The organism is Streptomyces sp. NPDC051907, from assembly GCF_040681075.1.
Classification (GTDB): Bacteria; Actinomycetota; Actinomycetes; order Streptomycetales; family Streptomycetaceae; genus Streptomyces.
Genome location: NZ_JBFAYB010000040.1, coordinates 15,380 through 28,278, shown reverse-complemented (window position 1 = coordinate 28,278; position 12,899 = coordinate 15,380). Strand labels below are relative to the sequence as shown.

The 12,899-nt window shown below is 73.0% G+C and carries 11 protein-coding genes; 4 read left to right on the top strand and 7 right to left on the bottom strand.

Annotated features, from left to right (window positions below; genetic code table 11):
* Window positions 1–8: 8 nt before the first annotated feature.
* The 4 genes from AB0M39_RS21385 to AB0M39_RS21370 all read right to left on the bottom strand — a co-directional run bounded on the left by AB0M39_RS21385 (window position 9) and on the right by AB0M39_RS21370 (window position 3,374).
* Entirely contained in the window at window positions 9–626 is a 618-nt protein-coding gene (locus tag AB0M39_RS21385) for a hypothetical protein (RefSeq protein WP_365366670.1), read from the bottom strand.
* A 68-nt stretch (window positions 627–694) separates the two neighbouring features.
* Window positions 695–1,279: a SigE family RNA polymerase sigma factor gene (locus AB0M39_RS21380; protein WP_365366597.1), complete on the bottom strand. Its 585-nt coding sequence runs from the start codon at window positions 1,277–1,279 to the stop codon at window positions 695–697.
* A gap of 151 nt (window positions 1,280–1,430) precedes the next feature.
* Window positions 1,431–2,378 carry an A/G-specific adenine glycosylase gene (locus AB0M39_RS21375; protein WP_365366595.1) on the bottom strand — a complete coding sequence of 316 codons (948 nt, stop codon included), beginning with the start codon at window positions 2,376–2,378 and terminating at the stop codon, window positions 1,431–1,433.
* 384 nt (window positions 2,379–2,762) lie between these two features.
* Window positions 2,763–3,374, bottom strand: a complete 612-nt coding sequence (locus AB0M39_RS21370) for a phosphatase PAP2 family protein (RefSeq protein WP_365366593.1) — start codon at window positions 3,372–3,374, stop codon at window positions 2,763–2,765.
* 134 nt (window positions 3,375–3,508) lie between these two features.
* On the opposite strand from AB0M39_RS21370, the gene AB0M39_RS21365 reads away from it, so the two are divergent.
* Window positions 3,509–4,315, top strand: coding sequence for a hypothetical protein (locus AB0M39_RS21365; protein ID WP_365366590.1), 807 nt, complete (start codon window positions 3,509–3,511; stop codon window positions 4,313–4,315).
* A 236-nt stretch (window positions 4,316–4,551) separates the two neighbouring features.
* Here AB0M39_RS21365 and disA read toward each other — a convergent pair whose 3' ends face one another.
* Together disA and radA are read right to left on the bottom strand one after the other, a co-directional pair.
* Complete coding sequence (gene disA / locus AB0M39_RS21360) at window positions 4,552–5,676, bottom strand: DNA integrity scanning diadenylate cyclase DisA (RefSeq protein ID WP_365366588.1); 1,125 nt, start codon at window positions 5,674–5,676, stop codon at window positions 4,552–4,554.
* 44 nt (window positions 5,677–5,720) lie between these two features.
* Window positions 5,721–7,175, bottom strand: a complete 1,455-nt coding sequence (gene radA, locus AB0M39_RS21355; RefSeq protein ID WP_365366586.1) for a DNA repair protein RadA — start codon at window positions 7,173–7,175, stop codon at window positions 5,721–5,723.
* A gap of 337 nt (window positions 7,176–7,512) precedes the next feature.
* Here radA and AB0M39_RS21350 point away from each other — a divergent pair, with 337 nt between their 5' ends.
* Window positions 7,513–9,216, top strand: a complete 1,704-nt coding sequence (locus tag AB0M39_RS21350; protein ID WP_365366584.1) for a hypothetical protein — start codon at window positions 7,513–7,515, stop codon at window positions 9,214–9,216.
* A gap of 1,039 nt (window positions 9,217–10,255) precedes the next feature.
* On the opposite strand, the gene AB0M39_RS21345 is transcribed toward AB0M39_RS21350, so the two are convergent.
* A complete protein-coding gene (locus AB0M39_RS21345; RefSeq protein WP_365366668.1) occupies window positions 10,256–11,023 on the bottom strand; it encodes a hypothetical protein in 768 nt (255 codons plus the stop codon).
* 91 nt (window positions 11,024–11,114) lie between these two features.
* Here AB0M39_RS21345 and AB0M39_RS21340 point away from each other — a divergent pair, with 91 nt between their 5' ends.
* Window positions 11,115–12,047 carry a Ppx/GppA phosphatase family protein gene (locus tag AB0M39_RS21340; RefSeq protein ID WP_365366582.1) on the top strand — a complete coding sequence of 311 codons (933 nt, stop codon included), beginning with the start codon at window positions 11,115–11,117 and terminating at the stop codon, window positions 12,045–12,047.
* Window positions 12,048–12,070: 23 nt separating this feature from the next.
* The gene (locus AB0M39_RS21335; protein ID WP_365366580.1) at window positions 12,071–12,898 is read left to right on the top strand and encodes a sugar phosphate isomerase/epimerase; all 828 of its coding nucleotides are present in this window, start codon (window positions 12,071–12,073) and stop codon (window positions 12,896–12,898) included.
* Window position 12,899: the final 1 nt, after the last annotated feature.

Below are 12,899 nucleotides of genomic sequence, written 5' to 3'. Positions count from 1 at the left end.
TTGCTCTCTCAGTTCTCGTTCGGCGCGGTCGCCTCGGGCATCGGCTCGCCCTGTCCGACCGCGGTGCTGAATTCGTTGCGTACCCAGTACTGCTGGACGAACTTCCCCGCGGCCGTCCAGCGGTAGGTGGTCACTTCCTCGCCGGAGGGCTCGCTGACCGGGTCGTCCTTCGCGTACACCTGCCGCGTCACGACGAGGTCGCCCCGGTCGATCGCGGAGTACACCGCGGGCTGCTCGGCGGCGAAGACGTTCTCGAACTTGCCGCCGCTGTCGCGGTACACGTACGTCCCCATGCCGACCGCGTCGCCGCAGGTCAGCACATTGACGACGACGTCAGGCGAGTCTCCGCCGGTGAGGTTCCCGTACGACGTGTCCACCGGGTACGTGTCCGGCGTGCACGGCTCGAGGTCGGCCTTGACCCGGTCGCTGACCTTCGGATCGTCCTTGAGGAGCTGCACGGCGTCGACCGGCTGGAACGGCTGGGCGGCCTCGTCGGCGGCCGACGGCGCCGGCGACGGAGTGGCCTTGGCCACGGAGTCGGCGAGGGCCGCGCCCTCGTCCTGGACCCCGTTGCCGCCGGTGGAGCAGGAGACGGTGAACAGACCGACGGCGGCGAGCCCGGCCATCGCCGCACTGCTCGCCGCCAAGGTTCGCTTTCTGAGCCTGCCCTTGTTCTTGCCGGAGGATGAGGCTCCTAGGCCGCGCACCGCTCCCGCCCCCGTTCGTCCCGCCCACCCACACGATCACGTCCTGTTCCGGAATCGGCACGCTCCAGCGCACGGGCGTCCAGATCCCGGCTCTCCAGCTCCTGGCGGAGCCTGGCGAGCGCGCGGTGCAGTGTGCTCTTCACGGTACCGGCAGACATGCCGAGCGCGGCAGCGGTCTCCTCAGTGCTCATCTGCTCCCAGTGTCGCAGCACGACGACGCTGCGCTGCTTGGGCGCCAGCACCTTCAGGACGTCCATCAGCAGGGCGCGGTCCGCGCGCTGCTCGCTGCCGTCCTCGACGCTCGCGTCGGGGAGCTGCTCGGTGGGCACCTCTTCGAGCTTGCGGGCCCGCCACCACTCCGTCCGCGTATTGATCATCACGCGGCGGAGGTACGCGTCGGCGAGGGACTTGTCGGCTATGCCGTCCCAACGGCCGTACGTGCGGACCAGAGCGGTCTGCAGGAGGTCCTGCGCGTCGATCGGGTCGGGGACGAGACGTCGTGCGCTGCGCAGCAGCGCCTCCTGCCGCGTGCGTACGTACTCTTCGAATGCGAGCACCTCGCCGTGCGCCATTCCAACCGCCTCCGTCCCCGTGTAAAGCACCTTCGTTCCCCTGTCGGAGCAAGAAGTTACGGAGGTGTTGTCACGGCACTGTGCGGAGCAGCCGTCGGAGGGCGCACGGCCGTCCATCGGTTGTGTAACAGCGGATGTTTAAAGTGCCGACTCAGGTGAGAGGGAGCCGGAACGCACCGTTTTCCAGGGGTTCTACGAGTCCGTCGGCGACCAGTCCGTCCAGTGCGCGGGCGCGTTGGACGGGCTCGTGCCAGACGGCGTCGAGGGCGGACTGGGGGACCGGGGCCGTCGCCTCGCGCAGCACGGCCAGGAGCTTCCCGCGGACCTGGCGGTCCGTCCCGGCGTACGTCTGACCACGGCGTACGGGGCCTTCGTGCGCGGGCTTCCCGGCCAGCCGCCAGGCGCACTGGGAGGCGATCGGGCAGCGCGAGCAGTCCTCGTTCTTCGCGGTGCACACGAGCGCGCCGAGCTCCATGGAGGCGGCGGCCCAGCGAGCCGCGGTGGACTCGTCGTCGGGGAGCAGGGCGCGGGCGAGCTTGCGCTCGGCCGCGGTGGTGGCGTTGGGCGGGTACTGGATCCCGGTGGCGGCGCGGGCGAAGACGCGGCGGACGTTGGTGTCCAGGACGGCGTGCCGCTGTCCGTACGCGAACGAGGCGACCGCCGCGGCCGTGTACTCGCCGATGCCGGGCAGCGAGAGCAGCTGGCTGTGGTCGCTCGGCACGTCGCCGCCGTGGCGCTCCGTTATCGCCTTCGCGGCGCCGTGCAGACGCAGCGCTCGCCGCGGGTAGCCGAGGCGGCCCCAGGCGCGCACCGCCTCGCCGGGCGCCTCGGCGGCGAGGTCGGCGGGCCGGGGCCAGCGGGCGATCCACTGCTCGTAGACCGGGAGCACCCGGCTGACGGGCGTCTGCTGCAGCATGAACTCGCTGACCATCACGCCCCAGGCCCCGGCCTCAGGCCGCCGCCAGGGCAGATCGCGGGCGTGCTGGTCGAACCATGCGATGACGGGCGTGTGAAGGGAGGCGGACTCTGCGACGGCCACGTCGGCGGCGTGGCCGGCGGGGCCGGCGTGCGTCGTGATCTCAGTGGTGTTGTCAGTCATGGCACTCCGATCCTGGCATGCCAGAGGGGGAGTACGTCGCATCCCGCGTCGGCCGGGGACGGCGTCGGGCGTCGGTGTGGGCGTCGGTGTGGGCTGGGTGGGTGTGGGGCGTGGGCGTCGGCGTCGTCGGCCGGGGTGCGCGCCCGGAGGGGGGACGGGGCTGGGCTGGCGCCGGCGCGTCGGCCGGGGCGGGCCCGACGCGCCGGTCTCGATCTCGGTGGGGGTGGGTGTCGGGTGGGGGCGCGGGGGTGCGGTCGGCGTCGGGGCCGGAGGCCTGGCGCCGGGGTGCCGGGGGCGGCCGTCTCGGCGCTGGGGCGGCGGGTCAGCCCGGGGTGCCTCAGCCGCGGGGCACCTCAGCCGCGGCGGGGGTTCTAGGGCGGCGGCTCAGCCGCGGCCGGGGCCCGCGAACCAGAGCACCACGCCGGTACGGCTCGTCCGCATCGTTGTGAGCAGCGCTCGCACCGGCCGGAGCAGCAGCGCCACCGAGGCCGCCGCCACCGCCGCCCCGACGAGCAGGCCCGCGGCCACGTCGTGCGGGTAGTGGACGCCGACGAACACCCGCGAGAACGCCATCAGCAGCGCCAACGGCACGGTCAGCAGGGCGATTCGGGGCCAGGCCAGCGCCAGGGCCATCGCCGCGGCGCCCGCGATCGCCGAGTGGTTGCTGGGGAACGACCAGTCTCCGGTCGGCGGGCACTGCACCAGCGAGGCCGCCGCCTCCGTCACCGTGCGGCAGGGGCGCTCCTCGTCCACGACGGACTTGAACGACTCGCTGGCCACGTACCCGATCGCCGTCGCCAGCGGCGCGAGCACGGCCAGGGCTATCGCTCGTACGTCGGCCGCGCGGGCCTTCCACCACGCGACGACGAAGAGCGCGGCGAAGACCAGCAGCCCTCCCTCCGTGAAGAGCTCGGCGAGATGCTGCACCCAAGAGGGCGTGGTGTGGGCGAAGTCGAGGATGTCGCGGTAGAGACCGCGGGTGATGCTGCTGTCCATGGTCACGGACGGTACCTGTAACAGTGGCACAGTCACCTGCAGCGATCGTCCACCCCCACCCCCGACGAAAGTCAGGGCGCCTCTCCTACCGCCCCGGAGGGGAGTTGGCTTCGTTCTCTCGTAGAGTTTGGGCCGTGGGATCTCTGCGCAATCCGATCGGGCCGCTCCCCTCCTCCATCTACTGGCGACGGAGGGCAGTCGCGGCGTCGTTGGTCGCGCTTCTCGCGCTGCTGGTCGTCTGGGCCGTCAGCTCCGGCGGAGACGGCGGCGGCGGGGACAAGAACGACGACGGCGCCAACGGCTCCACGCCCGCGCCCTCCATCACTCCCGGCCCCACCGGCTCCGGTCCCGCGATCAGCGAACAGCCGGGCGGGCGCGACGAGTCGGACGAGACCGGCGGCGGGGACGGCGGCGACTCCGGCGGCGGAGACGGCGGTTCGGCCGGCTCCGGCGGAGACTCGGGCAAGAACGGCGACAACGGCGCGGGCGGCGCGTCCAACGGCGGCGCGGGCGGCGAGCAGGTCCCGGCCGGCTCCAGCCTCCCCGACTGCGCCCCGAGCGCGCTGAAGCTGACGCTGCGCAGCCTCGAAGTCTCGTACGGGCCGGGGGAGAAGCCCACGTTCCAGCTGGTCGCGACCAACTCGTCGGCGACCGCGTGCAAGGCGGACTTCGGCCCCAAGGCGGCCGTCCTGAAGGTCGTCGACGACGAGAACGAGACGGTGTGGTCCTCCAAGGACTGCCCGCGCGAGGCCGACGGCCTGCTGCTGAAGGTCCCGGCGAACACGAGCATCACGCACACCGTGGAGTGGGACCGCAAGCGGAGCGCCTCGCAGTGCGCCACGCCGCCCGCGGGGGCCGTCCAGGCGGGCAGCTACCTCGTGGAGGCGGACTTCCCGGGCGCCAAGGTGCTGCCGGCGCCGTTCCGCCTGGAGAAGGACTAGGGAACCCAGCCGGCTCGGGGCCTCGACCAGGGGACCCTGGCGGCTCGGGGCCTCGTGGGAGACGTTCCCGCTCCCGCGCCTCGGCCTCGCGCTGACGGCACCGCCCGTCGCTGGACATACCACCTGCTACGGGTCATACCGGCCGCCGCTGGACACACGGTCGGCACCGCTGGCGCTGGCTGTGTGCCAGTAGCCGCTGGACGTACAGGTCGGTACCGGCGTACTGCCCGTCCCCGCTAGACGTACCGCTCCAGGATCGACGACTCCGCCAGCCGGGAGAGCCCCTCGCGCACGCTCCGGGCCCGCGCCTCGCCGACGCCGTCCACCGTCTGCAGGTCGTCGACGCTCGCCGCGAGCAGCTTCTGCAGTCCGCCGAAGTGCTCGACGAGCCGCTCGATGATCGCGCCGGGCAGTCGCGGGACCTTCGCCAGCAGCCGGTAGCCGCGAGGCGAGACCGCCGAGTCGAGCGTCTCCGGGGAGCCGCTGTAGCCCAGCGCCCTTGCCACTATGGGCAGTTCCAGGAGCTCCGCGTGGGTGAGGTCGTTCAGCTCGGTGAGCGCTTCGTCGACCGTGCGGGAGCGCTTCGCGGTCGGCTCCGGCACATAGTCGCGGACGACGAGCTCGCGCTCCGGCTCCACGCCCGCGATCAACTCGTCGAGCTGGAGGGAGAGGAGACGCCCGTCGGTGCCCAACTCCACCACGTACTCGGCGATCTCGGTCGCGATCCGCCGCACCATCTCCAGGCGCTGCGCCACGGCCGTGACGTCCCGGACGGTCACCAGGTCCTCGATCTCCAGGGCGGAGAGGGTGCCCGCGACCTCGTCGAGGCGGAGCTTGTACCGCTCCAGCGTCGCCAGCGCCTGGTTGGCGCGGGACAGGATCGCGGCCGACTCCTCCAGGACGCGGCGCTCGCCGTCCACGTACAGCGCGATCAGCCGCATCGACTGGGAGACGGAGACGACCGGGAAGCCGCACTGCCGGGAGACCCGGTCCGCGGTGCGGTGGCGGGTGCCGGTCTCCTCGGTGGGGATGGACGCGTCCGGGACCAGCTGCACGCCGGCCCGGTGGATCTTGGTGATGTCCTTGTCGAGGATGAGCGCGCCGTCGAGCTTGCACAGCTCGCGCAGCCGCGTCGCGGTGAACTCCACGTCCAGCACGAAGCCGCCGGTGCACATCGATTCGACCGTTTTGTCCATGCCGAGGACGATGAGGCCGCCCGTGTTGCCACGGAGGATCCGCTCCAGGCCGTCGCGCAGGGCCTGGCCCGGCGCGACCGCGCTCAGGGCGGCGCGGATCAGTGCTTCGTTGCCGGAGCCTCCGCCGGACTTTCCGGGTGCTGCTGCCCGGTCGTTGGCTGCCACTGCACTCCTCCGGCTCGTACGGATGGGCGAGACCAGGGCAAAGTCTACCGGCGCGTGTCCGCGTCCCGTGGGGCGTCCGTCCGCTCTTTCCTCGGAGCGGCCTCCGAGCCCCTGTCCGAGGCCCTCTGCCGGCCGCGCGGCAGCACCCTCAGGGCATCCCCCATGTCGGCCACCTCCGTGACCGTCATCCCGGCGGGGACCTTGCCCGGATCGGACGGCACCAGGGCGTGCGTGAAGCCCAGCCGGTGCGCCTCGGCCAGCCGGCGCTGGACGCCTGTGACCCGTCTCACCTCGCCCGCGAGACCCACTTCGCCGATCGCGACCAGGTTCTTCGGCAGCGGGGTGTCGCTGGCCGCCGAGGCCAGCGCCAGCGCGATGGCCAGGTCCGCGGCCGGCTCGGAGAGCTTCACCCCGCCCACCGTCGCGCTATAGATGTCCCGTTTGCCCAGGGCGGTGATCCGGCCGCGCTGCTCCAGCACGGCCAGCATCATCGAGACCCGGGAGGTCTCCAGGCCGGAGGTGGTGCGCCGGGGCGAGGGGATCTGCGAGTCGACGGTCAGCGCCTGCACCTCGGCGACGAGCGGGCGGCGGCCTTCGAGGGTGACCGTCAGACAGGTCCCGGGCACGGGGGCGTCGCGCCGGGTGAGGAAGAGGCCGGAGGGGTCGGCGAGGCCGGTGATCCCCTCGTCGTGCAGCTCGAAGCAGCCGACCTCGTCCGTCGCGCCATAGCGGTTCTTGACGCCTCGTACGAGCCGGAGCCGGGCATGCCGGTCGCCCTCGAAGGACAGTACGACGTCCACCAGGTGCTCCAGCAGCCGAGGACCGGCGATCGCGCCGTCCTTGGTGACATGGCCCACCAGCAGCGTGGACATGCCGCGCTCCTTGGACGCGCGGATCAGCGCGCCCGCGACCTCGCGGACCTGGGCCATCCCGCCGGGCGCGCCGTCGATCTCGGGGGAGGCGACGGTCTGCACGGAGTCGAGGATCAGCAGGGACGGCTTGACCGCGTCCAGGTGGCCGAGGACGGCGGAGAGGTCGGTCTCGGCGGCGAGATACAGATGGTCGTGCAGGGCTTTGATCCGGTCCGCGCGGAGCCGGACCTGGCTCGCGGACTCCTCGCCCGTCACATAGAGCGTGCGGTGCTCGTCGCTGGCGGCCTTCGCGGCGACGTCGAGCAGCAGGGTTGACTTGCCCACGCCGGGCTCGCCCGCGAGCAGCACCACGGCGCCGGGCACGAGCCCGCCGCCGAGGACCCGGTCGAGCTCGTCCACGCCGGTGGAGCGGGCGGTCGCCTGCCGCCCGTCGACCTGTCCGATGGGCAGGGCGGCGGTGGAGACCCGGCCGGCGGCGGTCGTGCGCACAGCGGGCGCGCCGTACTCCTCGACCGTCCCCCAGGCCTGGCACTCGGGGCAGCGGCCGAGCCACTTGGCGGTCGTCCAGCCGCATTCGGTGCAACGGTAGGACGGCCGGTCCTTCGCGGATTTCGTACGGGCAGCCATGCGGAGAACCGTAGCGCCGACCACTGACAACGCGGTGGCCGCGTACCGGCGGGGAACTCGGCGAGGGGGTGGCGGTCGTGCGGTGCGACGGCGGTGCGGGTAGAGGTGCGGTAGCTGTGCACTGCCGTACCAGTGGTGTGCGGCTGTGTACTGCCGTACCAGTGGTTCACTGCTGTACCGCGGTCGCCGGCGTGCCCGTGCCGCGCCTCCTGGCCTGTTGACCACGGGTGGGCAGGGAGCGCATCGAACCCGGGCGGTCTGAATTCGGCATTCCTGTACCCCTTCGAGCGAACTGTTCACCCGTAAGGATTAAAAGTGTTCAAGGGGTACGAACAGGATGTGCTCCTGCGCCTACGGTCGCCGCGTGACGAGCAGCAGGGTGGAACCACCCACGCACACCACCGGCGCACACCGGGCGCACCGGCGCGCGACCCGTACGCTCGGGCAGCAGCCGCCCGCGCGCTATGAGCCGTACCTCGACGGCCTGTTCACGTACTGCCTGTCCGTGCTCTGCGACCACGACGCGGCGACCGCGCTGCTCGGCGACGTGCTCGCCATCGCCGAGCGGCAGTACGGGCGTTGCCCGTCAGGCGAGGCCGAGCGGAAGGCGTGGCTGTACGCGCTGGCGCGGTGGGCCTGCCTGCGCCGGCTGAGCGCGCAGCGGCGCACGCGCCAGGGGGCGCACACGGGGCGTCCGGTCGTCTCCGAGGAACGGCCCCGGGTCTCCGAGGAGACCGCCGAGCGGCGGCGCGCCGAACTGGCCCTGCTGGCCTGGCCGGAGGCCGCCGGCACGGCCCCCGAACAGCGCGAGGCGCTCGAACTGGCCGTACGACACGGGCTCGGCACCCGCGAAGTCGCCGCGGTCCTCGGCATGGACGGGCTGGCGGCGCGCGATCTGCTGGCCACGGCCGCCTGCGAGGTGGAGCGCACGCGCGCGGCGCTCGCGGTCGTCGAGACCGGCAACTGCCCCGCCGTCGCCCGGCTCGCCGGCGACAGCCGGGTGCTGCTCTCCGCGGCGCTCCGCCGCGAACTGGTGCGGCATGTGGACGACTGCCCGCGCTGCCGCCGCGCGGCGGAGCGAGCCGGGGCGGGCGGCCCCTGGCCCGGGTCGTCGGTCACCCCGGCGGCGCTGCCGCTGGTGGAGGCGCCGCGGGCGGCCGCGTACATGGCGATGCTGCACGTCCCCCGCGCCCGCGCGGGCGCGCCGAGGTTCGGGCCCGGCGGCTTTCCGCTGGACCCGAAGGACCGTGCGGCCCGTCGGGACCGGCTGCGGGCCCGCGCGCTGACGACGACGGTCGTGGCCACGGTCGTGGCGGCGCCGGTGCTGGCGCTGTGGGCGGCGTACCGGGGCGCGCCGCAGACGGGCGAGGGCCACGGCGGGGCGTCGGTCACGGCGAGCGAGGCGGACGCGCCCGACGGGATGGCGGGGGAGCCGTACGACCACTACGCGAACGCGGGCAACGCCCGGTCGGAGCCGGACCCCCGGTTCACGGCGGGCCCGCACGCGCCGGACGTCTCGGTCGAGGTCATCAGCGCCGGCGCCCCGGCCCCGCCGTCCCGCCCGGGCACGCCCGGACCGGGCCGCATCACGGTCGCCGCGGAGCCCTCGGGCGACACGACCCGCCTGACCCTGACGGCCTCCGGCGGCGCCCCGGTGACCTGGTCGACCTGGACGGACGCGCCATGGCTGTACGTGAGCCAGCCCTCGGGGACGCTCCGCCCCGGCGAGTCGATCACGATCTACATCACGGTGAACCACGACAGGGAGCCGGAAGGGCCCTGGACGGCGAGGGTGGGGGTGGATCCTTCGGGAGCGGTGGTGGAGATCGACGGGTATGGGGCGAGGCCGTCTGTGCCGCCGCCGTCTTCGTCGACCCCTACGCCGACACCAACGCCTACGCCGACTCCGCCGTCTCCCACGCCGTCCGACCCGAGCCCGACTCCGACGCCGTCGGAGGGGTCGCCGTCGGACCAGCCGTCGTCGGAGGGGTCACCGTCTGAGGCGGAGTCGCAGCCGCGGTCGATGTCTGCGGCGGGCTGATTCCTCCCCCACCCCGCCCCTTCCCTGAACTGGGGGCGAGCCCCCAGCCCCCCAAGGGGGGAGGTTGATGTGGGGGCGGAGCCCCCACACCCCGATTCGCGGCGGCTTCGCGCCGCGGGGGTGGGTGGGGTGGCCCGGGGGGCCGGGGATTTGGGTGAGCGAGGGGCTGCGCCCTCTACGCTGCGCCGCGGGCGCGGGGGCCTTCCCCCGGAGGGAGAGGTGTAGGGGCTCTGCGGCGGTTCCCGCCGCTGGCGCGATGGCGGCCGAGTCCCTCGGCGGGGTTCATGGAGGGGCTGCGGCCCCTGTATCCCCGGCTGCGGCGGCTTCGCGCGCTCGAGGGTGCCCCGGGCTCGGCAGAGGAGGCGGGGTCCTGAGGCGCCACGCCCCGGTGCGGCGGCTCACACCGCGAGGTGCCTCGGGCCCATGGGCCCTGTGTCCTTCGGCAGTTGGAGCGGTGCGGGGTCTTGGTCCGCTGGGGTGCTCGATGTGGGGCCGTGCAGGGTCGTCCCCGCAGGGGATCGGCGGCAGAACCGGGGTGCGCGGGACAAGGGCCTGTACGCCGCCGACCCCGAGGAGTCGAGCCCGGAGGGGCACCGCACCACCCGCACCGAACAAGACCGGCTGCCACGCGGGACCCCGGACGCCCAGGTGCCCGCACCTGCGGAGAGCCCGAGCCCTGGGACACCCCATGAGCCCAGGCGCCTGCACCAAACAGGACCGGCCTCCCCAGGCGACCCCGTGTGCCCGCACGAAACAAGACCGGCCGACTCGGGCGACCCCAGAGGCCCAGGTGCCCGCACCTGCGGAGTGCCCGTGCCCCGGGCGACCCCGCATGCCCGTGTGCCCGCACCAAACAGGGCCGGTCGGCCTGGGGACCGTGCCCGGGCGCCCGCACGAAACAAGACCCGCCGCATCGGGCGACCCCGGAGGCCCGTGTGCCCGCACGAAACAAGACCGGCCGCCCCCGGGCGACCCCAGAGGCCCGCGTGCCCGTACGAATCAGGACCCGCCGCCCCGAGCCCCCCCCGCAACCCCCGCCTCACCCTCCCGTCGGGTCCGCCGGGTGTGGTGCCAAGAGGGGGAGCTGGGACGCGAGCCTCGCCTCGCACAAGCCCGCCAGCACGTCGTACGCCGCCTTGCCCATCAGCTCCGTCAGCTCCGGGCGGTACGTCACGTACACCGGCTCCCCCGCCCCGTGCGCCGACGTCGCCGATGTGCACCACCAGTGGAGGTCGTGGCCGCCCGGGCCCCAGCCCCGCCTGTCGTACTCGCCGATCGAGACCTGGAGCACCCGCGTGTCGTCCGGCCGGTCGATCCAGTCGTACGTACGTCTCACCGGCAGCTGCCAGCACACGTCCGGCTTCGTCTCCAGCGGCTCGCGCCCCTCCTTCAGGGCGAGGATGTGCAGCGAGCAGCCCGCCCCGCCCTTGAAGCCCGGGCGGTTCTGGAAGATGCAGGAGCCCTCCCAGCGGCGCGTCTGGCGTTCGCCGTCCTCGTCGACGCCGACCCAGCCCGTGTCCGTGCCCACGTCGTGGAACTGCCACAGGTCGGGCGTCAGCTTGTCCACGAACCCGGCCACCCGCTTCTCGTCGTCCTCGTCCGAGAAGTGCGCGCCCAGCGTGCAGCAGCCGTCGTCCGCGCGGCCCGCCTGGATGCCCTGGCAGCCGCTGCCGAAGATGCAGCTCCACCGCGAGGTGAGCCAGGTCAGATCGCAGCGGAAGACCTGTTCGTCGTCGGCGGGATCGGGGAACTCCACCCACGCTCGCGCGAAGTCCAGACCCTTCTCGTCGTGCTGGTCGGGCTTGATCTGCTTCGGGGGCTTGGCTTTGCCCTGCTTCGCCTTTTTCGTCTTTGGCACGAGACCAGCGTATGTCCGCAGCCGCAGTAGCGTTCCTCCCATGAGACTCGGAGTCCTCGACGTCGGTTCGAACACGGTTCATCTGCTGGTGGTGGACGCCCACCCCGGCGCGCGCCCGCAGCCCGCCCATTCCCACAAGGCCGAGCTGCGCCTCGCCGAACTGCTCGACGGCGACGGCGCCATCGGCCCGCACGGCGTGGACCGCCTGATCGAGGTCGTCCAGGGGGCCGTTCAGGCAGCGGAGGACAAGGGCTGCGAGGAGGTCCTGGCCTTCGCGACCTCCGCCGTGCGCGAGGCGCGCAACGCCGACGGGGTCCTGTCCCGGGTCAAGAGCGAGACCGGCGTGGACCTCGACGTGCTCACCGGCGAGGAGGAGGCGAGGCTCACCTTTCTGGCCGCCCGCCGCTGGTTCGGCTGGTCCGCGGGGAAGCTGCTGGTCCTGGACATCGGCGGCGGCTCCCTGGAGATCGCGTACGGAATCGACGAGGAGCCGGACGCCGCCGTCTCCCTCCCCCTCGGCGCCGGCCGGCTGACCGCCGGCATGCTGCCCGGCGACCCGCCCGACCCGCAGGACGTGAAGGCGCTGCGCCGCCATGTGCGGGCGCAGATCGCTCGTACGGTCGGCGAGTTCAGCCGCTTCGGACGGCCGGACCACATCGTCGCCACGTCCAAGACGTTCAAGCAGCTGGCGCGGATCGCCGGCGCAGCGCGTTCCACCGACGGGCTCTACGTCCAGCGGGAACTGAGCCGTAGATCACTCGAGGAGTGGGTGCCCAAGCTCTCCGCCATGACGGTCGAACAGCGCGCCGACCTGCCCGGCGTCTCCGAGGGCCGCGCCCGCCAGCTGCTGGCCGGGGCGCTGGTCGCGGAGGGCGCGATGGACCTGTTCGGGGCCGAGGAGCTCGAGATCTGTCCCTGGGCGCTGCGGGAGGGCGTCATTCTGCGTCGCCTGGACCACCTCCCGACGTCCTAGCGAGGGCCCGTACGCTGTCCCTCGTGGCAGAACCAGTGGTGCGCATCCCGGATGCGAAGGTTGTCCTGTCGACGGCTTCCGTCTACCCGGAGTCCACGGCGACGGCCTTCGAGATCGCCGCGCGCCTGGGCTACGACGGCGTCGAGGTCATGGTCTGGACCGACCCCGTCAGCCAGGACATCGAGGCCCTGCGCCGGCTCTCCGACTACCACCAGGTCCCCATCCACGCCGTCCACGCGCCGTGTCTGCTGATCACCCAGCGCGTCTGGTCCACCGATCCGTGGGTCAAGCTCCAGCGCGCCCAGGCGGCCGCGGAGAAGCTCGGCGCGTCGACGGTCGTCGTGCATCCGCCGTTCCGCTGGCAGCGGCAGTACGCCCGCGACTTCGTGGCGGGCATCTGGCGGATGGCGGACGAGACGGACGTGCGGTTCGCTGTCGAGAACATGTATCCGTGGCGCTATAGAGACCGCGAGATGCTCGCGTACGCCCCTGACTGGGACGTCACCAAAGAGGACTACCGCCACTTCACGATCGACCTCTCGCACACGGCCACGTCCCGTACGGACACGCTGGCCATGGTCGACCGGATGGGCGGCCGCCTGGCGCACGTCCACCTCGCCGACGGCAAGGGCTCGGCGAAGGACGAGCACCTGGTCCCGGGCCGCGGCGACCAGCCGTGCGCGGAGCTCCTGGAGCGACTGGCCCGAAGCGGCTTCGACGGGCATGTCGTCATCGAGGTCAACACCCGCCGGGCGATGTCCGCGGCCGAGCGGGAGGCGGACCTCGCCGAGGCTCTCGCGTTCACTCGGCTGCACCTGGCCTCCGCCGCGTCCGGGATCAGCCGGTCATGAA